Raw genomic sequence first — 24,386 nt, forward strand, 5'->3', positions numbered from 1 at the left:
CACTGATTAATCTGTAATCAGGCTGAAAATATTCTCTCAAATCCGCCAAAACAGCTTCGGCGTTGTAAGGTTAAGCCTCACGGTTCATTAGTACCGGTTAGCTCAACGCATCGCTGCGCTTACACACCCGGCCTATCAACGTCATCGTCTTTAACGTTCCTTCAGGAGACTTGTAGTCTCAGGGAAGACTCATCTCGGGGCAAGTTTCGTGCTTAGATGCTTTCAGCACTTATCTCTTCCGCATTTAGCTACCGGGCAGTGCCATTGGCATGACAACCCGAACACCAGTGATGCGTCCACTCCGGTCCTCTCGTACTAGGAGCAGCCCCCCTCAGTCTTCCAGCGCCCACGGCAGATAGGGACCGAACTGTCTCACGACGTTCTAAACCCAGCTCGCGTACCACTTTAAATGGCGAACAGCCATACCCTTGGGACCTACTTCAGCCCCAGGATGTGATGAGCCGACATCGAGGTGCCAAACACCGCCGTCGATATGAACTCTTGGGCGGTATCAGCCTGTTATCCCCGGAGTACCTTTTATCCGTTGAGCGATGGCCCTTCCATTCAGAACCACCGGATCACTATGACCTGCTTTCGCACCTGCTCGCGCCGTCACGCTCGCAGTCAAGCCAGCTTATGCCATTGCACTAACCTCCTGATGTCCGACCAGGATTAGCTGACCTTCGTGCTCCTCCGTTACGCTTTAGGAGGAGACCGCCCCAGTCAAACTACCCACCAGACACTGTCCCCACGCCAGATTATGGCGCCAGGTTAGAACATCAAACATTAAAGGGTGGTATTTCAAGGTCGGCTCCACGCAGACTGGCGTCCACGCTTCAAAGCCTCCCACCTATCCTACACATCAAGGCTCAATGTTCAGTGTCAAGCTATAGTAAAGGTTCACGGGGTCTTTCCGTCTTGCCGCGGGTACACTGCATCTTCACAGCGAGTTCAATTTCACTGAGTCCCGGGTGGAGACAGCCTGGCCATCATTACGCCATTCGTGCAGGTCGGAACTTACCCGACAAGGAATTTCGCTACCTTAGGACCGTTATAGTTACGGCCGCCGTTTACCGGGGCTTCGATCAGGAGCTTCTCTTGCGATAACCCCATCAATTAACCTTCCGGCACCGGGCAGGCGTCACACCGTATACGTCCACTTTCGTGTTTGCACAGTGCTGTGTTTTTAATAAACAGTTGCAGCCAGCTGGTATCTTCGACTGGTTTCAGCTCCATCAGCAAGTGACTTCACCTACGCACCAGCGTGCCTTCTCCCGAAGTTACGGCACCATTTTGCCTAGTTCCTTCACCCGGGTTCTCTCAAGCGCCTTGGTATTCTCTACCTGACCACCTGTGTCGGTTTGGGGTACGATTTCGTGTTACCTGATGCTTAGAGGCTTTTCCTGGAAGCAGGGCATTTGTCACTTCAGCACCGTGGTGCCTCGTCATCACGCCTCAGTGTTAACAGCGTTCCGGATTTACCTGGAACACCCACCTTCACGCTTAAACCGGGACAACCGTCGCCCGGCCGACATAGCCTTCTCCGTCCCCCCTTCGCAGTAACACCAAGTACGGGAATATTAACCCGTTTCCCATCGACTACGCCTTTCGGCCTCGCCTTAGGGGTCGACTCACCCTGCCCCGATTAACGTTGGACAGGAACCCTTGGTCTTCCGGCGTGCGGGTTTTTCACCCGCATTATCGTTACTTATGTCAGCATTCGCACTTCTGATACCTCCAGCAGCCCTCACAGGCCACCTTCAACGGCTTACAGAACGCTCCCCTACCCAACAACGCATAAGCGTCGCTGCCGCAGCTTCGGTGCATGGTTTAGCCCCGTTACATCTTCCGCGCAGGCCGACTCGACCAGTGAGCTATTACGCTTTCTTTAAATGATGGCTGCTTCTAAGCCAACATCCTGGCTGTCTGGGCCTTCCCACATCGTTTCCCACTTAACCATGACTTTGGGACCTTAGCTGGCGGTCTGGGTTGTTTCCCTCTTCACGACGGACGTTAGCACCCGCCGTGTGTCTCCCGTGATAACATTCTTCGGTATTCGCAGTTTGCATCGGATCGGTAAGTCGGGATGACCCCCTGGCCGAAACAGTGCTCTACCCCCGAAGATGAGTTCACGAGGCGCTACCTAAATAGCTTTCGGGGAGAACCAGCTATCTCCCGGTTTGATTGGCCTTTCACCCCCAGCCACAGGTCATCCGCTAATTTTTCAACATTAGTCGGTTCGGTCCTCCAGTTAGTGTTACCCAACCTTCAACCTGCCCATGGCTAGATCACCGGGTTTCGGGTCTATACCCTGCAACTTAACGCCCGGTTAAGACTCGGTTTCCCTCCGGCTCCCCTATACGGTTAACCTTGCTACAGAATATAAGTCGCTGACCCATTATACAAAAGGTACGCAGTCACCCCATAAAAGAGGCTCCCACTGCTTGTACGTACACGGTTTCAGGTTCTTTTTCACTCCCCTCGCCGGGGTTCTTTTCGCCTTTCCCTCACGGTACTGGTTCACTATCGGTCAGTCAGGAGTATTTAGCCTTGGAGGATGGTCCCCCCATATTCAGACAGGATACCACGTGTCCCGCCCTACTCTTCGAGTTCACAGCATGTGCATTTTGGTGTACGGGACTATCACCCTGTACCGCCGGACTTTCCAGACCGTTCCACTAACACGCATGCTGATTCAGACTCCGGGCTCCTCCCCGTTCGCTCGCCGCTACTGGGGGAATCTCGGTTGATTTCTTTTCCTCGGGGTACTTAGATGTTTCAGTTCCCCCGGTTCGCCTCATGCCACTATGTATTCATGACATGATAGTGTGACGAGTCACACTGGGTTTCCCCATTCGGGTATCGCCGGTTATAACGGTTCATATCACCTTACCGGCGCTTATCGCAGATTAGCACGCCCTTCATCGCCTCTGACTGCCAGGGCATCCACCGTGTACGCTTAGTCGCTTAACCTCACAACCCGAAGATGTTTCGCTTCGTGTTGCGAAAATTTGAGAGACCCACGAACAACTTTCGTTGTTCAGTGTTTTTCAATTTTCAGCTTGATCCAGATTTTTAAAGAGCAATATCTTAAACACGACTCGAAAGTCATCTTTAAGATATTCAGGGATAATGTCTTTCACTCATTATCCGGTATGGCGTCCCCAAGGGGATTCGAACCCCTGTTACAGCCGTGAAAGGGCAGTGTCCTGGGCCTCTAGACGATGGGGACTCTGATACTGTTTGCTCGATACTTTTTCATCAGACAATCTGTGTGAGCACTACAAAGGCAGGTTCTTTAAGGTAAGGAGGTGATCCAACCGCAGGTTCCCCTACGGTTACCTTGTTACGACTTCACCCCAGTCATGAATCACAAAGTGGTAAGCGCCCTCCCGAAGGTTAAGCTACCTACTTCTTTTGCAACCCACTCCCATGGTGTGACGGGCGGTGTGTACAAGGCCCGGGAACGTATTCACCGTGGCATTCTGATCCACGATTACTAGCGATTCCGACTTCACGGAGTCGAGTTGCAGACTCCGATCCGGACTACGACATACTTTATGAGGTCCGCTTGCTCTCGCGAGGTCGCTTCTCTTTGTATATGCCATTGTAGCACGTGTGTAGCCCTGGTCGTAAGGGCCATGATGACTTGACGTCATCCCCACCTTCCTCCAGTTTATCACTGGCAGTCTCCTTTGAGTTCCCGGCCGGACCGCTGGCAACAAAGGATAAGGGTTGCGCTCGTTGCGGGACTTAACCCAACATTTCACAACACGAGCTGACGACAGCCATGCAGCACCTGTCTCACAGTTCCCGAAGGCACCCCGGCATCTCTGCCAGGTTCTGTGGATGTCAAGACCAGGTAAGGTTCTTCGCGTTGCATCGAATTAAACCACATGCTCCACCGCTTGTGCGGGCCCCCGTCAATTCATTTGAGTTTTAACCTTGCGGCCGTACTCCCCAGGCGGTCGACTTAACGCGTTAGCTCCGGAAGCCACGCCTCAAGGGCACAACCTCCAAGTCGACATCGTTTACGGCGTGGACTACCAGGGTATCTAATCCTGTTTGCTCCCCACGCTTTCGCACCTGAGCGTCAGTCTTTGTCCAGGGGGCCGCCTTCGCCACCGGTATTCCTCCAGATCTCTACGCATTTCACCGCTACACCTGGAATTCTACCCCCCTCTACAAGACTCTAGCATGCCAGTTTCGAATGCAGTTCCCGGGTTGAGCCCGGGGATTTCACATCCGACTTGACACGCCGCCTGCGTGCGCTTTACGCCCAGTAATTCCGATTAACGCTTGCACCCTCCGTATTACCGCGGCTGCTGGCACGGAGTTAGCCGGTGCTTCTTCTGCGGGTAACGTCAATCGACAAGGTTATTAACCTTATCGCCTTCCTCCCCGCTGAAAGTACTTTACAACCCGAAGGCCTTCTTCATACACGCGGCATGGCTGCATCAGGCTTGCGCCCATTGTGCAATATTCCCCACTGCTGCCTCCCGTAGGAGTCTGGACCGTGTCTCAGTTCCAGTGTGGCTGGTCATCCTCTCAGACCAGCTAGGGATCGTCGCCTTGGTGAGCCGTTACCCCACCAACAAGCTAATCCCATCTGGGCACATCCGATGGCAAGAGGCCCGAAGGTCCCCCTCTTTGGTCCGAAGACGTTATGCGGTATTAGCTACCGTTTCCAGTAGTTATCCCCCTCCATCAGGCAGTTTCCCAGACATTACTCACCCGTCCGCCACTCGTCAGCGAAGCAGCAAGCTGCTTCCTGTTACCGTTCGACTTGCATGTGTTAGGCCTGCCGCCAGCGTTCAATCTGAGCCATGATCAAACTCTTCAATTTAAGTTTGATGCTCAAAGAATTAAACTTCGTAATGAATTACGTGTTCACTCTTGAGACTTGGTATTCATTTTTTGCCTTTCGGCATTAAGAATCCGTATCTTCGAGTGCCCACACAGATTGTCTGATAAATTGTTAAAGAGCAGTGCCGCTTCGTTTTTCGCTGCGGCGCGGGGTGTGCATATTACGCTTTCCCGCTTCAGAGTCAAGCGTTAATTTCGCTTTTCTCTGCTGAAGTTCCCGAAGGAGCCTCGCTAACTGGTCGGCTTGTTTGCCGTTGTTCCGTGTCAGTGGAGGCGCATTATAGGGAGTTATTCCGGGCTGACAAGCATAAATTTAAAAAAACTTATCGTTTGCCTGTTTTTCATTCTTATCGCTTATTTCAGCGACGTATTGTCGGATAATTGGGCGATTTCCCGCGCAAAAACCGCCGCCTGATTCCAGTCGGTATAGACCACTTCTTTGCGGGTATCCGTTTCCCCCCGGTCATCTTCATAATCAGGCGGATCATCATACGGTCATACCAACGGTAATGAGGGTAACGTAGCGCCCCCGCAAAGACCGCGCACAATGTCGGTTGCCACGGCGAACTGAGGAGAAACTTGCGGGTATAGCTGTTGGTCTGCGGCGTACGCTTCTCTGCTTTACGTGCTACCAGATTCACCGAGAAGAAAGCGCCCGGCAGCGCCTTAAGCGCCTGCAGATGCTTTTTAATAAAACTGTCGAGCGCCGGATGATAATGTCCATAACGAATGGAAGCGCCAATCACTACCCGATCATAGAGCGTCCAGTCGATTTCATCCGTGCGGTTAAGATTGATCAAATCAGACCAGATGCCCTGCTCTTTGAGTTCAGACGCAATAAAAGCGGCAATCTCGCGCGTTTGCCCATCTCTCGTCGAGAACAGAATCAATGTTTTCAATGCATACTCCAGTTAATCACGCCAGAACGTTGGGGTAAAAAGCACCAGTAACGTAAAGACTTCAAGTCGACCAAACAGCATGTTGGCGATCAATATCCATTTCGCGACCGGGTTCATGCTGGCAAAGTTATCCGCCACCACGCCAAGTCCGGGTCCGAGGTTGTTCAGTGTGGCAACCACCGAGGCGAAGGCTGAGAAGTCATCCACGCCGGTCGCAATGATCGCCAGCATACTGACAATAAAGACCAGCGCGTAAGCGGAGAAAAAGCCCCACACCGCTTCAAGGATCCGCTCCGGCAGCGCCCGGTTGCCTAACTTAATGCTATAGACGGCATTCGGATGCACCAGACGCTTCAGTTCCCGGTTTCCCTGTTTAAACAGCAGCAGGATACGAATCACTTTCAGGCCGCCGCCGGTAGACCCCGCGCAGCCACCAATAAAAGCAGAGCACAGCAACAGCACTGGCAGGAATAGCGGCCAGCGGGCAATACTGTCTGTGGTGAACCCCGCCGTCGTCGCCATTGACACGACCTGGAAAAAAGCCTGGTTCAGCGTCGTCACCGCCGCGTTATACACATCGTGAAACCACAGCACCAGGGTACAAATCACCACCAGCGTCAGCTGGACGCCAATAAACATGCGAAATTCCGGATCGCGCCAGTAAACCTTCAAATTTCGCCCGCTTAGCAGGGAAAAGTGCAGACCATAGTTACAGCCGGAAATCAGCAGGAAGATAGCAATAATGGTATTAATGGTAGGGCTGTCAAAGTATCCCACGCTGGCGTCATGGGTAGAGAAGCCCCCGATGGCGATAGTCGCGAAGCTATGCCCAATGGCATCGAAGGCGGGCATCCCGGCGAACCACAGCGCCAGCGCACAGGCCACCGTCAGTAAAACGTAAATCAGCCATAGCGTTTTCGCCGTTTCAGCAATACGCGGGCGCATTTTATTGTCTTTTAGTGGCCCCGGCATTTCGGCGCGATAGAGCTGCATCCCCCCGACCCCCAGGATCGGCAGGATAGCCACCGCCAGCACAATGATCCCCATCCCGCCGAACCATTGCAGCATTTGCCGATAGAAAAGAATACCGTGAGGTAAGGAATCCAGCCCAACCAGCGTGGTCGCGCCCGTCGTTGTGAGGCCGGAGAAAGATTCAAAGAACGCATCGGTGACGGTCAGATTAGGCCGTTCAGAGAAGATAAAAGGTAAGGCACCGACGCTCCCCAGCACCGTCCAGAAAAGTACGACAATCAGAAACCCTTCACGCGACTTCAATTCGCCTTTTTGCCGGCGGTTGGGCCACCACAGCAAGGAGCCAATGGCCAGCGCGACAAAAAAGGTCTGGGTAAATGCCCGACCGGCCCCATCGCGATAAATCAGTGCTACCAGTCCGGGGAGGATCATTGTCCCCGAAAACAAGATAACCAGTAGTCCAACGATTCGGGTAATGGCGCGAAAATGCATCTCTGCCGCTTCCTGTGATAGTAAAAATAAGGTGGGGATTATTCTTCAATCGCTAACAATTGCAATGAACCACGGCTAAAATCCGCCAGCCTTGCTGAAAATTCATTCACTTTCGCATAAGGAAGCGCCACTCGCAGCAACACAGCGGCCTGATACTCGCTGCTGACGATGTTACCGGCAAACTGCCCTAACAAGGTTTCTATTCCGGCCAACTGACTATATTCACACTGCAAAGTATATTCGGTTAATGGCGTCTTGCGCTGCGTCGTTAACTGTCGCAATGCCTGACTCACGCCGCCACCATAGGCCTTTACCAGCCCACCCGTTCCGAGAAGAATGCCGCCGTAGTAGCGCACCACCACGGCAGTAATCTCTCCGACACCGCAGCCCATCAATTGCGCGAGCATCGGTTTCCCCGCGGTTCCAGCTGGTTCACCGTCGTCTGAAAAGCCCAGCTGTTGTGAATCATCCGGCGCACCGGCGACCCACGCTACGCAATGATGGCGAGCATCCGGATGCGCAGCCCGCACGGACTCCACAAAGGCTTTCGCCGCCTCAACGCCGTCCGTATGGGCGAGCAGCGTAATGAAGCGGCTTTTTTTGATCTCTTCAACGACGCTAACCGGTGCCGCCGGGATTAACCAACTGTCCATTACGCCAGTTTTAAATCCCGCGTCATATTTTCAACATGATTTTCATGGATCACCACGTTGTCTTCGATACGAATGCCACCGAACGGTTTAAGCGCCTCGATTTTCTGCCAGTTGAAATGCTTACTGAACTGCCCTTCACGCCACGGCGCTAACAGCGATTCGATGAAGTAAATCCCCGGCTCAATCGTCAGCACCATGCCCGGTTGCAGCACGCGAGTGCAGCGCAGATACGGGTATTTCGACGGCGCGGCGAGATGAGTCCCGGTATCATCCTGCATAAAGCCAGCGACATCATGCACCTGCAACCCCAGCGGATGCCCAATCCCGTGCGGCATAAATGGTCCGGTCAGATCGTTTTCCACCAGCGCCTCTTCACTCATATCCATGAGGATTTGGTGCTTACGCAGAATTTTGGCGATGCGCTGATGGAACTGAAGATGATAATCCACGTAGCTAACGCCCGCTTTCATGGTGGCAATCAGCGCCAGTTGTTCATCATTCACATCTTTAATCAGTTGCGCGTAATCGTTATCACTGTTCGCCGCCCAGGTACGCGTAAGATCAGCCGCGTAGCCGTTATATTCCGCGCCCGCATCCAGCAGGAAACTGCGCATTTCAGACGGCGCATGGTGATCGAGTTTAGTGTAATGCAGCACAGACGCATGCTCATTTAGCGCCACGATGTTACTGTAAGGCACGTCAATATCGCGGTGGCCCGTCGCCGTCAGATAGGCGATATTGATATCAAACTCGCTCATGCCGGATCGGAAAGCCTCTTCCGCCGCACGATGCCCGTTAACCGCCGTTTTTTGCGCTTCGCGCATGCAGGCAAGTTCATAGTCGGTCTTATACGCACGATGGTAATGCAGATAATCAATCACCCCTTTCGGGTTAATATTGCTGGCAGCAATATCCAGTCCCAGCGCGCGCTCTGGAACCGGGCCGATATAACCCAGATTCCCGCGCGCGGCAGGCAACTGGCTGCCAATGCCGTCCGCTTTCGGGAGGGCAATGACCTCTATCTCTTCTGTCCAGAAGGAGGTCGGCAGCGGTTCCACGTTGTGCCAGTAATCGACCGGCAGGTAAAACCACAGCTTCGGTTTATTAACGCCATCCACCAGTAGCCAGCAGTTGGGTACCTGCGTGACCGGCACCCACGCCTTGAATTGCGGGTTAACCTTGAACGGGTACGGGTGATCGTCAAGGAAGACATTAAACAGTTCACCGGAATGAATAAGTAGCGCATCAAGCTTAAAGCGTGCCAGTACGTCGCGGGTACGCTCCTGCAACGTAACGATATGATTTTTATAAAGTGTAGCCAGTGAGTCCATCTCGTTATCCTTCAAAATTTAGCCCCTGATCTTCGCATCTTAACACACCTCACAAAGGCTGGGCGATTTCGCATGAGCGTGATCGCGCCAGCAATTTTTTAATGATTAATTTGCATTTTTTTAACATAAAATCCACACTCCGCTTCATCTGGTATGACCAGATCCCTTCGCGGATTCAGGAGACTGACATGCTTTACAAAGGCGACACCCTGTACCTTGACTGGCTGGAAGACGGCATCGCTGAACTGGTGTTCGATGCGCCCGGCTCGGTAAACAAACTCGACACTGCGACCGTCGCCAGCCTCGGCAAGGCGCTGGACGTGCTGGAGCAACAAAAAGATTTAAAAGGGCTGCTGCTCAGTTCAAATAAAGCGGCTTTTATCGTGGGCGCTGATATCACCGAATTTCTCTCGCTGTTCCTCGTCCCGCAGGAGCAGTTAAGCCAGTGGCTGCGTTTTGCGAACAGCGTTTTTTGCCGTCTGGAAGATCTACCGGTCCCAACCCTTTCCGCTGTCAACGGTTATGCATTAGGCGGCGGCTGCGAATGTGTGCTGGCAACCGATTATCGCCTGGCCACGCCAGATCTGCGCATTGGTCTGCCGGAAACCAAACTGGGCATCATGCCAGGCTTTGGCGGTTCCGTGCGTCTACCTCGTCTGCTGGGTGCCGATAGCGCACTGGAAATTATCGCCGCCGGAAAAGATGTCAGCGCCGATCAGGCGCTTAAACTCGGGCTGGTCGACGGCGTAGTGAAAACCGAAAAACTGCGTGAGGGCGCCATTGCCATTCTGCGTCAGGCGATCAACGGCGATCTGGACTGGAAAGCCAAACGCCAGCCAAAACTGGAGCCGCTGCATTTAAGTAAAATTGAAGCCACCATGAGCTTCACCATCGCCAAAGGCATGGTGATGCAGACTGCGGGGAAACATTATCCGGCCCCCATCACCGCCGTAAAAACGATCGAAGCGGCTTCCCGGCATGGTCGGGATGAAGCGCTGGAGCTGGAGAACCAAAGCTTTGTCCCGCTGGCCCACTCCACCGAGGCGCGCGCGCTGGTCGGCATTTTCCTCAACGATCAATATGTGAAAGGCAAAGCGAAAAAGCTGACCAAAGATGTCGAGACGCCGAAACAGGCAGCCGTCCTGGGCGCGGGCATCATGGGCGGCGGCATTGCGTATCAGTCTGCCTGGAAAGGCGTGCCGGTCATCATGAAGGATATTAACGAGAAGTCGTTGACCCTCGGGATGAACGAAGCTGGCAAGTTGCTGAACAAGCAGCTTGAGCGCGGCAAAATCAATGGCCTGAAGCTGGCCGGGATTATTTCCACTATCCAGCCAACGTTAAATTACGCCGATTTTGAACGTGCCGATGTCGTCGTTGAAGCGGTAGTTGAAAACCCAAAAGTGAAAAAAGCGGTGCTGGCGGAAACGGAAGAGAAGGTTCGTCCGGATACCGTCCTGGCTTCTAACACCTCGACCATTCCGATTAGCGAACTGGCCAGCGTACTGAAACGCCCGGAAAACTTCTGCGGTATGCACTTCTTTAACCCGGTGCACCGGATGCCGCTGGTCGAAGTGATTCGCGGCGAGAAAACCTCTGACCAGACGATTGCCAAAGTGGTCGCCTGGGCCAGCAAAATGGGTAAAACGCCGATTGTAGTCAACGACTGCCCCGGCTTCTTTGTTAACCGCGTCCTGTTCCCCTACTTCGCCGGATTCAGCCAGCTGCTGCGCGACGGCGCGGACTTCCGCAAAGTCGATAAAGTGATGGAGAAACAGTTCGGCTGGCCGATGGGTCCGGCCTACCTGCTGGACGTGGTCGGCATTGATACTGCGCATCACGCCCAGGCCGTCATGGCGGCGGGTTTCCCGCAGCGGATGCAAAAAGATTATCGCGATGCGATCGACGCGCTGTTCGATGCCAACCGTTACGGACAGAAAAACGGCCTCGGTTTCTGGCGCTATAAAGAAGACAGCAAAGGTAAACCGAAGAAAGAAGAAGATGATGCTGTCGATAGTCTGCTGGCCGACGTCAGCAAAGCGAAGCGCGATTTTAGCGACGACGAGATTATTGCCCGCATGATGATCCCGATGGTCAACGAAGTGGTGCGCTGTCTGGAAGAAGGCATCATAGCCAGCCCGGCGGAAGCTGATATGGCACTGGTCTACGGTCTCGGCTTCCCGCCGTTCCACGGCGGCGCATTCCGCTGGCTGGATACGCTTGGCAGCGCAAAATACCTCGATATGGCCCAGCAATATCAGCACCTCGGTTCGCTGTATACCGTGCCGGAGGGTCTGCAACAGAAAGCGCGCCAGAACGAACCGTACTATCCCCCGGTGGAGCCTGCCCGTCCGGTCGGCGAGCTGAAAACGGCTTAAGGAGTCACAATGGAACAGGTTGTTATTGTAGATGCAATTCGTACCCCGATGGGGCGTTCCAAAGGGGGCGCGTTCCGCCATGTGCGTGCGGAAGATCTCTCGGCACATTTAATGCGTAGCCTGCTGGCGCGCAATCCGGCGTTAGAGGCCAGCGCCCTGGACGATATTTACTGGGGCTGCGTGCAGCAGACGCTGGAGCAGGGCTTCAACATCGCCCGCAACGCCGCGCTGTTAGCTGAAATCCCCCACTCCGTTCCGGCGGCGACCGTTAACCGTCTGTGCGGTTCGTCGATGCAGGCTCTGCACGACGCGGCGCGAATGATTATGACCGGCGATGCGCAGGCGTGTCTGGTGGGTGGCGTGGAACATATGGGCCATGTGCCGATGAGCCACGGCGTCGATTTCCATCCGGGCTTAAGCCGCAACGTCGCCAAAGCGGCGGGCATGATGGGCCTGACGGCAGAGATGCTCTCCCGTATGCACGGCATCAGTCGTGAAATGCAGGACCAGTTCGCCGCGCGTTCCCATGCCCGCGCCTGGGCCGCCACGCAATCCGGCGCGTTTAAAAAGGAGATCATTCCCACCGGCGGTCACGATGCCGATGGCGTACTGAAGCAGTTTAACTACGATGAAGTGATCCGCCCGGAAACCACGGTTGATGCTCTGTCAGCATTAAAACCGGCATTTGATCCGGTCAGCGGCACAGTTACCGCAGGCACTTCCTCTGCCCTTTCTGACGGCGCAGCCGCCATGCTGGTGATGGGCGAAAGCCGCGCCCGCGAGCTGGGCCTTACGCCTCGCGCCCGCATCCGCTCCATGGCGGTTGTCGGCTGCGATCCCTCTATCATGGGCTACGGGCCGGTTCCGGCCTCAAGGCTGGCGCTGAAAAAAGCGGGGCTTTCGACCAGCGACATCGGTCTGTTTGAGATGAACGAAGCCTTCGCCGCGCAGATCCTGCCATGCATTAAAGATCTGGGGCTGATGGAGCAGATCGACGAGAAGATCAACCTCAACGGCGGCGCAATCGCCCTGGGCCACCCGCTCGGCTGCTCGGGCGCACGTATCAGCACCACACTGTTGAATCTGATGGAACGTCAGGACGTGCAGTTTGGTCTGGCGACAATGTGCATCGGTCTGGGTCAGGGGATCGCGACGGTGTTTGAGCGGGTTTAACGTCTGTTTCTGGCCGGACGACCATGCCGGATAATGACGCTAAAAGGTCTTATCCGGCATGAAACACAGCTTTGTCCCGGTAAAAAAAGTTTAGTTGCCGTTCTTCCCGCCTGTCAGGGGCGGGCTTTTTCGCGTTAAGTTAAAAGTAACGATAGTGTCCCGCAATGCGCCAGCTAAACAGCACATTCTCCAGCTGTGCACCCGACCCAATATTGTGAACCACCAGCGGCGTCCCGTCCCGCGCCCGTTCATCAGCAACAATACCAATATGGGCGAGGCCGTTATCGAGCCGCCATGAAACGATATCGCCGGGAAGATAATCCGCCTGACTGTCGCTTACCGGCTGAGATTTATGATGGCGGGCAAACCAGGTTTCCAGATTAAATACCCGCCGATGGTCAATGTTGGTATCGGGACGGGTCAGCTTCCACTTTTGCGGATAGGCGGAGAAATGCGCCTTCATATCGTCATGCACTAACTGCTGTAAATCGACCTGCTGACTCCGCAAGGCGCGGATCACCACATCGGCACAAACGCCACGCTCCAGCGGCACATCACCGCCGGGATAGCTGATTCGGCTGTAAGCAGGATCGTAAAACAGCGTCTTTCCCACCTGCTGTTTAGCGCTGCTGGCAACCGCCAGATTAGCGGCCGACACCGGCGACACCACGACCGGAACGCCCTCTACAGTTGGCGAAAATAATGTCTGACTTGCCAGACCACCAACCAAAATTATCGCGACGATAAACGCTTTATGCATTGCACTCCTCCCTGAACAATCTGCGTAATAGGGACCTCTTGTACGTCAGAGTCCCGTTTTTCCAGTGCTGCCGCGCATCACCAGACTGACGGGAAGCAGTTGATTATCTTCCTGCGTTCCCTCAAGCAGAAGCCGCACCGCTTCACGTCCCAGTTGTTGTTTATCAACGGCGATAGTGGTTAACGGCGGCGATGCCCATGCGGCGGAATCAATGTCATCAAAACCGACCAGCGCAATATCTTCAGGAATACGTAATCCGCGTTCGGCACAGAGTTGCATCACCACCAGCGCCGCGGCATCGTTATAGGCGAAAATCGCATCCGGCGGTTCAGGGAGATCGAGAAGCTCGTTGACTGCCTGAATAAGCGACTGCCCGGTATCCAGCAGTGGCGGCGCAATAGCTTCATAGTCAGGTGGCATCAGCATTTGCGCATCGAACAACGCTTTTCGATAGCCTTTTTCACGCTGGCGAATACTGTAGTGCGACAACGTGCTCGCCAGAAATGCAATACGCCGTCTTCCCTGCGCAATAAGGTGGCGGGTGGCTAATTCACCTCCCAGCATATTATCGGGATTAACACACGATAATCCCGGAGTCCATGAATCCGCCAGCACCAGCGGCAGCTTCATTTGCTGCAACAAGGACAGCAGTTCAGGCTCGAAGAAACCTGCGCAAATCAGCGCATCTGGCTGGTGCCGCATCACCTGTTCACTCACCGCGTCGCCAGGGCCAATCGCCAGAAAGCTCAGTGCAATGCCTTTGTCGCGACAGCGATCTTCAATACCCAGCAATAGTTGCGAATAGAACGGTAGCGCACGGCTGATATTGTGCTGGCGGTGAAGTAAAAACAGGATGCGTTTTATTTTTTCGCTACGCAGGCGGGAAAAATCATAGCCCTGCTGCTCCGCCACCGAAATAATGCGCTGACGCGTCTCTTCGCGTAAACCGGACTGCCCTTTCAGGGCGCGAGAAACCGCGCCCACTGACACGCCGCAGGCTTCCGCGATATCTCTGATCCGTACCGGCTTAGTCATTCATTACTCGTTGTTAAGGTTCTCGACGATGCCGCCCCAAGCCAGGCCGCGCCACGCACGCCGCTGCTGTCGCCGTGGCTGGCACGTAAAATTGGCGTATTACACTGGCGGCCAAAAACGTAATTCGCCACTCGCTGTTGCAAACCGGTATAGAGCATATCAATGTTCGACACGCCGCCACCCAGCACAATCACGTCAGGGTCGATCATATTAATGATGCTGGCTAAAGCGCGGGCAAGCTGATCGCCATGCCGCTGCCATAATTCGATTGCCTGTTCGTCACCTGCGCCGACCTGCCTGATGATTTCAGGTACAGCAGCGTGTTTATTAAACATGCTGTGGTACTGCCGCTCCAGCCCGCTGCCAGAAATAAAGCTCTCAATGCAATTGTGATAGCCGCAATAGCAGAGCGCTGATTCGCCATCCACGTTAGCATCATAGCGAGGAAGCGCGTTATGCCCCCACTCTCCCGCGCAGGCGTTCGGACCCGTAATTAAACGCTGATCCACACAAAGCCCGCCGCCGCAGCCAGTACCAAGAATGACGCCGAACACCACGCCATACCCTTGTCCGCTTCCGTCCATCGCTTCCGACAACGTAAAGCAGTTGGCATCGTTGGTAATGGTCACCGGGATCGCTAACGTTTGTGCAAGCTCACTGGCGAAAGGTTGTTGATTCAGCACCAGAATATTGGAGTTTTTAATCAGCCCGCTGGTGGGATCAACCGCGCCAGGGACACCGATGCCAACCGTCAAAGGGAGAGGAAATGCGGCCTGCGCCAGGCGAATAATCTCGACGACCGACTGAAAAAAACTCGCATAGCTTTGTTTTTGCGTCGCGTAACGTTCCCGATAGCAAATCGCTCCATGATCGTCCAGAACGACGGCTTCGATTTTTGTACCACCAATATCCAGTCCTAATTTCATCGCTAATCCTCAGCTTATGGCAAAACAGCAGAATGAGGATTTTGTTTACTATACGCAATTGTGAAAGGGTAAACGGAGGGAGTAAAAAGTGTTATTTGCGTACAACCTCACAATTTTCAGTGAGATGAAAGTAAGCGATACAGCAAGATGAGCGCTGAGATAAGTTTACTATACAGGTAAAAACCGGGAAAACGCCGTCTTCCCGGTATCACGATCAGATAAACGCAAAGGCATCGCCAAACAGGCGATCTTCGCGCGCGCCGCGTTCATTACAAAACAGATCGCGGGCAATTTTCGCCATTTCGAAACGACCGGCGATGTAGATATCGTGCGCGGCCAGCGAGCCATGATCCTGAAGCACGGCGGTCAACACCGTACCGGTACGCCCGCGCCAGTTTTCTTCCGGTTGTTCCACCACCGCTTCAATCCGCAGATTGGGATGACTGACGGAAAGCGCTTCCAGCTCGGATAGATCGTAAAGATGCTTCTCTTCACGCCCGCCCCAGTAAATAGTGATGTGGCGATCCGGGTTCTGTGCCAGCGCGGTAAGCAGGATAGAGCGTGCATAGGAAAAGCCCGTTCCGCCGGCAATCAAAATCAACGGACGATCTTCATCCTCGCGCAGCCAGGCTTCGCCATGAGGAATATCGATAACGATATTTCGCTCTTTCAAAATGCGATCCATAACGGCCATCGCGTAGAGATTCAGCTCCGAGGCACCGATATGCAACTCGATAAACTCTTTTTCAGACGGGGTAGAAGCCATGGAGAACGGACGTTTGTCACGTTCATCCATAACGACCATCAGGTACTGGCCTGCGCGAAAGGAAAACGCGGTTTCCGGCACCAGACGGACGCGATACACAGTGTCGGTGATCGCTTCCACCGAGGTCACTTTACAGCTTAAGGTTGTCATGGTTTCCCTCTGTCGGGTCTATACTCGTCACATTTCAGGTTGCAGGTGAATGGCGATATGCCACTCTGATTTACCGTCCGGGGTTAGCTTTTGCTTTCAGTAAAAATAGCCAGTTCATCCCAGATGGTATCAATACGTGCCGTTACGTCTGGATCTTTTTTAATGGGTCTTCCCCATTCGCGCTGCGTCTCACCCGGCCATTTATTCGTCGCATCCAGGCCCATTTTTGAGCCGAGGCCAGAAACCGGAGAGGCAAAATCCAGATAATCAATTGGCGTGTTTTCTACCAGTACCGTATCACGGGCTGGGTCCATACGGGTAGTGATCGCCCAAATCACGTCGTTCCAGTCGCGGGCGTTAACGTCATCATCGCAAACGATAACGAACTTGGTGTACATAAACTGGCGCAGGAAGGACCATACGCCCATCATCACGCGCTTCGCGTGACCGGCATATTGCTTCTTCATCGTCACCACGGCCAGCCGATAGGAGCACCCTTCCGGCGGCAGGTAGAAATCGACGATCTCCGGAAACTGCTTTTGCAAAATTGGCACAAAGACTTCGTTGAGCGCGACGCCCAGTACCGCCGGTTCGTCTGGCGGACGTCCGGTATAAGTGGAGTGGTAAATCGCATCTTCACGCTGGGTAATATGCGTGACGGTAAAGACCGGGAAGTTATCGACCTCGTTATAGTAACCTGTATGGTCGCCATAGGGGCCTTCCGGTGCCATTTCACTTGGCTCGATATATCCCTCAAGCACGATTTCCGCGCTGGCAGGTACTTCGAGATCGTTTGAGACACACTTCACCACTTCGGTTTTGGTGCCGCGCAGCAGGCCGGCAAAGGCATATTCGGAGAGCGTATCAGGAACCGGCGTGACTGCGCCGAGGATAGTCGCCGGATCGGCACCCAGCGCCACTGAAATCGGGAAGCGCTCGCCCGGATGGGCTGCACACCACTCCTGATAATCCAGCGCGCCGCCGCGATGCGACAGCCAGCGCATAATCAGCTTATTTTTGCCAATCAACTGCTGGCGATAAATGCCCAGATTCTGCCGCTCTTTATGCGGGCCGCGAGTGACCGTCAGCCCCCAGGTGATCAGCGGCGCGGCATCTTCTGGCCAACAGGTCATAATCGGAATACGTGATAAATCGATCTCGTCGCCCTGGAACACCTTTTGCTGACAGGGCGCGCCACGCAGACGTTTCGTCGGCATATTCAGCACTTGCTTAAACTGCGGCAGTTTATCGAACAGATCGCGAAACCCTTTCGGTGGTTCCGGCTCTTTCAAAAAGGCCAGCAGCTTGCCAACCTCACGCAGCGCCTTAACGTCCTGCTGGCCCATGCCCATCGCCACGCGCTTAGGCGTGCCGAAGAGATTGCACAGCACCGGCATGGTGTAACCTTTTGGATTCTCAAACAGCAACGCAGGCCCGCCCGCCCGCAGCGTGCGATCGGCAATTTCGGTGATTTCAAGATGAGGATCGACCGCAAGCGTGATGCGTTTAAGTTCACCCTGCTGTTCCAGCAGCGTCAGAAAATCGCGTAAGTCGTGGTATTTCATGGCGTCAGTATGGCCTCTTTGTCAGCGGTTTATTATACGGCCTAAGGCTGGGGGATGCTGTATTTTTGTTAAATTAGGGTGAATTCTGATCTTGCTAACAATCAGCGGGGATTATAATTAACTTAAGGGCGTCCTTTTGTTATGCTTGCGCCCCGGATTAGCGGAATAGAGTCATTATGCAAGCCTGGTATTTACTGTACTGCAAACGCGGACAACTTCAGCGTGCTCAGGAGCATCTCGAACGCCAGGCGGTAAACTGCCTGACGCCCATGATCACCCTGGAGAAAATGGTGCGCGGCAAACGTACCCCGGTCAGTGAGCCTTTGTTCCCCAACTATATGTTTGTTGAGTTCGATCCGGAAGTTATTCACACCACTACCATTAACGCCACGCGCGGCGTCAGCCATTTTGTCCGTTTCGGCGTAAAAGCGGCGACCGTTCCCTCTGCGGTAATTCACCAGCTTTCTATCGCTAAGCCTGAAGGGATCACCGATCCAGGCACGCCTTACCCTGGCGACAGCGTGCTCATCACCGAAGGCGCATTTGAAGGTCTGGAAGCGATTTTCACCGAGCCTGACGGCGAAGCCCGCTCTATGCTGCTGCTGAACTTGTTAAATAAACAGGTCATGCACAGCGTGAAAAATACCGAATTCCGTAAGGTCTGACGCTTAAAACTGTATTCCAAATAAAGCCCTGACATTGGCGTCAGTGATACTTTCCAGCGTGTCTGCGGTTTCGCCGCGCCAGTGCGCCACACGCTCGAGAATATGTTTCAGCAGCGCGGGTTCGTTACGCCGGGAAGCAGGTTTCGGCCGGATATCGCGCGGCAGTAGCCAGGGCGCATCGGTCTCAATCATCAGCCGTTCTGCGGGGATAAAAGGCAGTAGCTCCCGCAGTTCCAGCCCGCGTCGTTCATCGCACACCCAGCCGGTGATGCCGATATACAACCCCCGATCGATACACTGCTGCATTTCCTCGCGCGTCCCGGTAAAACAGTGAACGACTGCGCCCGGCAGCTTATCCAGCCAGGGTTCCAGCAAGGTCATAAAACGTGAATGTGCATCACGGCAGTGGAGAAACACCGGCATTGCAAGTTCAGCGGCCATCGCCAGTTGCGCGCTGAATGCGGCTTCCTGCGCCTGCGGCGTGGAGTAATTGCGGTTAAAATCCAGCCCGCACTCCCCCATCGCCACCACTTCCGGCTGCGATGCCAGCGCGTAGATAGCGTCAGCAACCTCCGCGTTCCAGCTACTGCTGTCATGAGGATGGACGCCCGCGGTTGACCAGCAATTGACCAGTTCCCTCGCCATCCGCTGCGCCAGTTCGCTTTCATGTCGGTTAGTACCGGTCAGCAGCATCCCGCTAACACCTGCGTTTCGCGCGCGGGCCACAACCTCTGCATAGTCTTTCGCAAACTGCGAACTGGTAAGATTCACCCCGATATCAAACATCGTTTTCCCCAAAAACAAACCGCCCTGAACGGGCGGTCAGACTGCTGACAAACGTTATACCGTGGACTGATGCCTGGCGGCGCTTCGCTTGCACAGGCCTACGGATTGCGAATAACTTACTGATATTGATGATTTTCGTAGGCCGGGTAAGGCAAAGCCGCCACCCGGCAAAACGGCGCATACAATATACAAAACAGTTTTGCCATCTAACTTCAGCCGCCCTTTACGTACAATTAACTATTCTTCGCTTTCAGCTTCCTGCGCGGCATCTTCATCGCGGGTACGCCGTTTGCCGACATAAAAACGCGAGAAGAACAGGCCTACTTCAAACAGGCAATACATCGGAATTGCCAGCAACGTTTGCGAGAACACATCCGGCGGCGTCAGCAGCATTCCGACCACAAACGCGCCTACCAGTACGTAGGGACGCTTGGCGCGCAAATCGTCCGGCGTTGTCACCCCTAACCAGCAGATCAGGATAATGGCAACCGGTACCTCGAAGGCGACGCCGAAGGCCATAAACAGCGCCATGACAAAGCTCAGGTAGCTACTGATATCCGTCGAGACCTGCACACCTTCCGGCGCAGTATGCGTCAGGAAACCAAACGCCAGCGGAAATACAACGAAATAGGCAAACGCCATCCCGATGTAAAACAGCAGCGTACTGGAGACCAGCAGCGGCATCACCAGACGGCGCTCATGCTTATACAACGCAGGCGCAACAAAGGCCCAGACCTGATAAAGGATCACCGGCGCGGACAAAATCACCGACACCATAAAGGTCAGTTTAATCGGCGTGAAAAACGGCGACGCCACATCGGTGGCAATCATCGTGGCACCCAGCGGCATTTGCTTAATCAGCGGTGCGGACACCAGGTAGTAAATTTCATTAGCAAAAGAAACCAGTGCCAGAAAAATGACAATAACAGCAATAATGCTGTTAAGCAGGCGTTTGCGCAGCTCAATCAGATGCGCAATAAGGGGTTGAGTGTCTTCTACGGCCATGTTTACGCTTTATCACTTGAAGAAGAAGATGAGTCAGAAACGGGTGCCGCAACCGGTTTTTTGGTGAGCGTTACAGCAGCGTCAACATTTTCCACGGCAGGTTCCTGCGGGGATTGTTCCTGGGCGCTGGCCTGGTTTTCTGCCGTCGCAGGTGTGACGCCTTCGTGCTGCGCTTCGTTACCTTTTACCAGCGGGTTATGGATGGTATGGGCTTCGTCACTCTCTTTCTCGGGATCGTGAGCGCTGTAAGAGCGTTTCATGGATTCCGCGGCTTCACGCAACTCATCCATTGAAGCTTTTAATTCAGGCGATAAGTTGTTGAGGCTGGCCTTTTCCACTTTCTTGAGGCTGTCCTGCAGCTCCTGGAGCTTTAACTCCTGAGCCAGTTCATTTTGCACCGTGGAAGCCAGCGAGCGCAGCGCACGGATCCAGCCGACAACCGTTTTGACGGCCACCGGCAAACGCTTTGGCCCAAGAACAATCAGGCCAATAACGAATACCAGTAGCAGTTCACTAAAACCAATATCGAACACGAATTACACCTGCTTGTCGTCGTGGCGTTTGATCTCTTCCTTCCTGGCCTCTTCCTGTTTTTCCGCAAGGGTTTTAGTTGAGAAGTCCGCATCCTGAGCCGGTGGCGTCTTCTTCTCATCTTCATCACTCATGGCTTTCTTGAAGCCTTTGATCGAGGAACCCAAATCAGAACCCAGCGAACTGAGTTTTTTGGTACCAAACAGCAATACCACAATTACGACGACGATCAGTAACTGCCAGATGCTAATACCACCCATACAAAACCCTCAATGACAAACTCGCAAGGTGACGAGTGTGAATAAATAAGCAGATCGCATTATACGCCAGGCGCTTTTGCAATCGCGATGCGAAATTTAGCGCGTTTTGCGCCAGCCGATAAGCCATATCACAAGGCCACCAGCGATAAGCCAGGCGGGCATCATTTCCCAGTCAGGCCGATTAATCAACAGCAGCGTACCACTGAGAATCAACGTGGCTCCCATTCCAAACAAATAGCGGGATTGTCCCTGCCGCACGTGATTGACCCGAAGTTCCACAGCGATTTTATCAACACTATGTTGCAATTGTTTGTGCTGACGCAGGCTGTTGTAAATCAATTCAGGTATTTCCGGCATTTTTTCGATCCAGAACGGCGTTTTCTCTTTGCACGCCCGGATCAGCGAAGGAATGCCCACCTGATCTTTGATCCACGTTTCAAGGAAAGGTTTCGCGGTTTTCCATAAATCAAGCTGCGGATAGAGCTGTCTGCCCACCCCTTCGATATACAGCAACGTTTTCTGCAGGAGGACAAGCTGCGGCTGTACTTCCATATTAAAACGGCGCGCCGTGTTAAACAGGTTCAACAGCACATGGCCAAACGAGATTTCTGCCAACGGCTTCTCAAAGATAGGCTCGCAAACGGTACGGATCGCAAACTCAAACTCTTCCACGTTGGTGTCTGGCGGTACCCAGCCGGAATCCACATGCAGTTCCGCTACTTTACGGTAATCGCGGTTAAAGAAGGCGATAAAATTCTCAGCCAGATAACGCTTATCTTCTTTGTTAAGCGACCCGACGATGCCGCAGTCAATGCCGATATACTGCGGATCTTCAGGATGATCGTAACTCACAAAAATGTTACCGGGATGCATATCCGCATGGAAAAAACTGTCGCGAAAGACCTGGGTAAAGAAAACCTGCACGCCGCGCTCGGCCAGCAATTTCATGTTGGTGCCGTGCTGCTCAAGCTGGGCGATATCAGAAATAGGAATGCCGTAAATACGCTCCATTACCAGCATATTCTGGCTACAGTAGTCGGAATACACTTCCGGCACGTACAGCATGCGGCTATCTTCAAAATTGCGGCGTAGCTGGATAGCATTCGCCGCTTCACGCAGCAGGTCCAGCTCGTCGATCAGTGTCTTCTCATATTCACGCACCACTTCCATCGGGCGCAGGCGACGACCATCGGGTAACAACCGTGGCACCCAACGTGCCAGCCGTCGGATAAGCTTCATGTCGGCTTTGATGACCGGCAGGATATCCGGACGGATCACCTTGATGACCACCTCTTTGCCGTTATCTTTAAGCCGCGCCGTATGCACCTGAGCAATCGATGCCGAGGCCAGCGGGTTGATATCGAAATCCTCAAACCACGTTTCTACCGGCAGATCGCCCATCGCTTTTTCAATCTGTTGTTTAGCCAGTACGCCGTCAAAAGGCGCGACCTTGTCCTGCAACATCGCCAGTTGATCGGCGATTTGCGGCGGGAAGAGGTCACGGCGGGTTGAGAGCATCTGCCCGAATTTAATCCATACCGGCCCCAGCTCCTGTAACGCCAGGCGCAGGCGTTCACCTAACAGCCGGTCTTTGTGACGATTGGGCATCCAGAACAGCGTGCGCCGCCAGAGTCTCAGCGGCAGCGTAAGGCGCATTCTTGGGATCAGCTCATCCAGCCCGTAGCTCAAAAATGTCTGGATGATAAAATACAGGCGGCGAACTTCACCTGGGGTCATTTGTCCTCCAGTTTTTCCAGCCGTGTCGTCAGATTCGTCGCCGAACGTTCGACGGCAGCGACTTCTTCAGCAAACCACGCCACTTCCAGCGCACCCGGTGCCAGACGCCACTCTTCCGTCAGCGCATCAGCCACATAGCGCTGCTGGCGCTGCACGCTACGATTCAGAAAGGTTGCCCCACGGCGTAGAAAGCGACTGACGCCTTCGGCAGCAATATCGCCTGTCCACGGAGCCAGCAGCTCCGCCAGGTCAAACTCGGCCAGATCGCTCAAGGCGACAAAGTTTTGCACCACCTGAATATCGCCGTTCACTTCCAGCTCACCGCTGCGGATAAGCGCGGTAAGCTGCTGGCGGTCGCGCAGTTTTGGCAGCACATTCAGGCGAGTAATCACCGTACAGTCCGCCTCACCTTCCCACTCACCCAGCACATCAATCTGACGTTCGCTAAAACTGAGCACCAACGGCGAGGAGAACTCTTGCAGCACAACGCGTAATACTTTTCCCTGTAGACGCTGGCGGGCAGGTTTCAGACCGCGTTCACGCCACAGGAACGCGTTGAGGACATTTTCGATACCCGCAGTGATTAAGGGTTTAAACGGCATTACGCTCTCCTGTTAAAACTTATAGCCACGATGCAGCGCGACGATACCTGCCGTCAGGTTGTAATAGCTCACGTTCTCAAGCCCCGCCTCTTCCATCATCGCCTTCAGCGTCTCCTGATCGGGATGCATACGGATGGATTCAGCCAGATAACGGTAGCTTTCTGCATCGTTCGCCACCATCTGACCGATGCGCGGTAGGACATGGAACGAGTAAGCGTCATAGGCTTTACTTAACGGCTCGATAATCGGTTTTGAGAATTCCAGCACCAGCAGACGTCCGCCCGGTTTCAGCACGCGATACATGGAGCGCAGCGCTTTTTCTTTATCGGTCACGTTACGCAGGCCGAAGGAGATGGTGATGCAGTCAAAGGTGTTATCCGGGAAAGGCAGCGCTTCGGCATTGGCCTGAACGTATTCAACGTTGCCCACGACGCCGAGATTACGCAGCTTTTCGCGTCCCATCTTCAGCATAGAGTCGTTAATATCCGCCAGCACAACGCGGCCGGTTTCACCGACAAGACGGGAGAATTTTGCCGTAAGATCGCCGGTTCCTCCCGCCAGGTCCAGCACGGTTTGCCCGCGACGCACACCACTACAATCGATGGTATAACGCTTCCATAAGCGATGAATGCCGAACGACATCAGATCGTTCATGACATCGTATTTTGCGGCAACGGAATGGAATACATGTGCCACCATGTCAGCTTTCTGTGCGCTGGCGACAGTCTGAAAACCAAAATGCGTCGTATCCTGAGAATTCTCGTCCATCTTAAGGCCTGCTTATCAAGAAATTGTTCGTAAAGTGTAACAGATCAAGAACGTTTACCCTATGAC

General features: G+C 53.9%; 18 protein-coding genes, 1 tRNA gene, 2 rRNA genes and 1 pseudogene. 3 read left to right on the plus strand and 19 right to left on the minus strand.

Annotated elements, in window-relative coordinates:
* Positions 1-66: 66 nt before the first annotated feature.
* The 7 genes and pseudogenes from ACMGGS_RS04910 to pepQ form a co-directional block, all read right to left on the minus strand.
* Positions 67-2,973: ribosomal RNA gene (locus tag ACMGGS_RS04910) — 23S ribosomal RNA — on the minus strand.
* A gap of 183 nt (positions 2,974-3,156) precedes the next feature.
* Positions 3,157-3,232: transfer RNA gene (locus tag ACMGGS_RS04915), tRNA-Glu, on the minus strand.
* A gap of 72 nt (positions 3,233-3,304) precedes the next feature.
* Positions 3,305-4,846 (minus strand): 16S ribosomal RNA (locus ACMGGS_RS04920).
* Together the 16S and 23S rRNA genes with 1 tRNA gene alongside form the textbook arrangement of a ribosomal RNA operon.
* A 374-nt stretch (positions 4,847-5,220) precedes the next feature.
* Positions 5,221-5,765, minus strand: a pseudogene (hemG, locus tag ACMGGS_RS04925) (menaquinone-dependent protoporphyrinogen IX dehydrogenase).
* Positions 5,766-5,777: 12 nt separating this feature from the next.
* Entirely contained in the window at positions 5,778-7,229 is a 1,452-nt protein-coding gene (gene trkH / locus ACMGGS_RS04930) for a Trk system potassium transporter TrkH (protein WP_176917628.1), read from the minus strand.
* A 38-nt stretch (positions 7,230-7,267) separates the two neighbouring features.
* Positions 7,268-7,882, minus strand: coding sequence for an IMPACT family protein (locus ACMGGS_RS04935; protein ID WP_414165258.1), 615 nt, complete (start codon positions 7,880-7,882; stop codon positions 7,268-7,270).
* A complete protein-coding gene (gene pepQ / locus ACMGGS_RS04940; RefSeq protein WP_414165259.1) occupies positions 7,882-9,213 on the minus strand; it encodes a Xaa-Pro dipeptidase in 1,332 nt (443 codons plus the stop codon). Before pepQ ends, ACMGGS_RS04935 begins: the two co-directional genes overlap by 1 nt.
* 188 nt (positions 9,214-9,401) lie before the next feature.
* On the opposite strand from pepQ, the gene fadB reads away from it, so the two are divergent.
* Together fadB and fadA are read left to right on the plus strand one after the other, a co-directional pair.
* Entirely contained in the window at positions 9,402-11,591 is a 2,190-nt protein-coding gene (gene fadB / locus ACMGGS_RS04945; protein WP_414165260.1) for a fatty acid oxidation complex subunit alpha FadB, read from the plus strand.
* A 9-nt stretch (positions 11,592-11,600) separates the two neighbouring features.
* Positions 11,601-12,764, plus strand: coding sequence for an acetyl-CoA C-acyltransferase FadA (fadA, locus tag ACMGGS_RS04950; protein ID WP_414165261.1), 1,164 nt, complete (start codon positions 11,601-11,603; stop codon positions 12,762-12,764).
* A 139-nt stretch (positions 12,765-12,903) separates the two neighbouring features.
* On the opposite strand, the gene ACMGGS_RS04955 is transcribed toward fadA, so the two are convergent.
* The 5 genes from ACMGGS_RS04955 to ubiD form a co-directional block, all read right to left on the minus strand.
* Positions 12,904-13,524, minus strand: a complete 621-nt coding sequence (locus ACMGGS_RS04955; protein WP_414165262.1) for a DUF1287 domain-containing protein — start codon at positions 13,522-13,524, stop codon at positions 12,904-12,906.
* Positions 13,525-13,569: 45 nt separating this feature from the next.
* Positions 13,570-14,559, minus strand: a complete 990-nt coding sequence (locus tag ACMGGS_RS04960) for a LacI family DNA-binding transcriptional regulator (protein WP_414165263.1) — start codon at positions 14,557-14,559, stop codon at positions 13,570-13,572.
* Positions 14,556-15,485, minus strand: coding sequence for an ROK family protein (locus ACMGGS_RS04965; protein WP_414165264.1), 930 nt, complete (start codon positions 15,483-15,485; stop codon positions 14,556-14,558). The genes ACMGGS_RS04960 and ACMGGS_RS04965 overlap by 4 nt, the downstream gene beginning before the upstream one ends.
* A gap of 214 nt (positions 15,486-15,699) precedes the next feature.
* Entirely contained in the window at positions 15,700-16,401 is a 702-nt protein-coding gene (fre, locus tag ACMGGS_RS04970; RefSeq protein ID WP_194208615.1) for an NAD(P)H-flavin reductase, read from the minus strand.
* 83 nt (positions 16,402-16,484) lie between these two features.
* Positions 16,485-17,966: a 4-hydroxy-3-polyprenylbenzoate decarboxylase gene (ubiD, locus tag ACMGGS_RS04975; RefSeq protein ID WP_414165265.1), complete on the minus strand. Its 1,482-nt coding sequence runs from the start codon at positions 17,964-17,966 to the stop codon at positions 16,485-16,487.
* A 176-nt stretch (positions 17,967-18,142) separates the two neighbouring features.
* Here ubiD and rfaH point away from each other — a divergent pair, with 176 nt between their 5' ends.
* Positions 18,143-18,631 (plus strand): transcription/translation regulatory transformer protein RfaH, encoded by a 489-nt coding sequence (gene rfaH / locus ACMGGS_RS04980; protein WP_414165266.1) that lies wholly within the window; start codon positions 18,143-18,145, stop codon positions 18,629-18,631.
* A gap of 3 nt (positions 18,632-18,634) precedes the next feature.
* Here the strand turns inward: rfaH and tatD are convergent, their stop codons facing one another.
* The 7 genes from tatD to ubiE form a co-directional block, all read right to left on the minus strand.
* Entirely contained in the window at positions 18,635-19,417 is a 783-nt protein-coding gene (gene tatD / locus ACMGGS_RS04985; RefSeq protein ID WP_414165267.1) for a 3'-5' ssDNA/RNA exonuclease TatD, read from the minus strand.
* Positions 19,418-19,654: 237 nt separating this feature from the next.
* Positions 19,655-20,422: a Sec-independent protein translocase subunit TatC gene (gene tatC / locus ACMGGS_RS04990; protein WP_176917616.1), complete on the minus strand. Its 768-nt coding sequence runs from the start codon at positions 20,420-20,422 to the stop codon at positions 19,655-19,657.
* A gap of 2 nt (positions 20,423-20,424) precedes the next feature.
* Positions 20,425-20,955, minus strand: a complete 531-nt coding sequence (gene tatB, locus ACMGGS_RS04995) for a Sec-independent protein translocase protein TatB (protein ID WP_176917615.1) — start codon at positions 20,953-20,955, stop codon at positions 20,425-20,427.
* 3 nt (positions 20,956-20,958) lie between these two features.
* Entirely contained in the window at positions 20,959-21,213 is a 255-nt protein-coding gene (gene tatA, locus ACMGGS_RS05000; RefSeq protein ID WP_176917614.1) for a Sec-independent protein translocase subunit TatA, read from the minus strand.
* A 96-nt stretch (positions 21,214-21,309) separates the two neighbouring features.
* Entirely contained in the window at positions 21,310-22,950 is a 1,641-nt protein-coding gene (gene ubiB / locus ACMGGS_RS05005; protein WP_414165268.1) for a ubiquinone biosynthesis regulatory protein kinase UbiB, read from the minus strand.
* Complete coding sequence (ubiJ, locus tag ACMGGS_RS05010) at positions 22,947-23,552, minus strand: ubiquinone biosynthesis protein UbiJ (protein ID WP_414165269.1); 606 nt, start codon at positions 23,550-23,552, stop codon at positions 22,947-22,949. The genes ubiB and ubiJ overlap by 4 nt, the downstream gene beginning before the upstream one ends.
* A gap of 12 nt (positions 23,553-23,564) precedes the next feature.
* Positions 23,565-24,320, minus strand: coding sequence for a bifunctional demethylmenaquinone methyltransferase/2-methoxy-6-polyprenyl-1,4-benzoquinol methylase UbiE (gene ubiE, locus ACMGGS_RS05015; protein ID WP_414165270.1), 756 nt, complete (start codon positions 24,318-24,320; stop codon positions 23,565-23,567).
* Positions 24,321-24,386 lie beyond the last annotated feature (66 nt).

Source organism: Superficieibacter sp. BNK-5 (genome assembly GCF_047456055.1).
Lineage (GTDB): Bacteria > Pseudomonadota > Gammaproteobacteria > Enterobacterales > Enterobacteriaceae > Superficieibacter.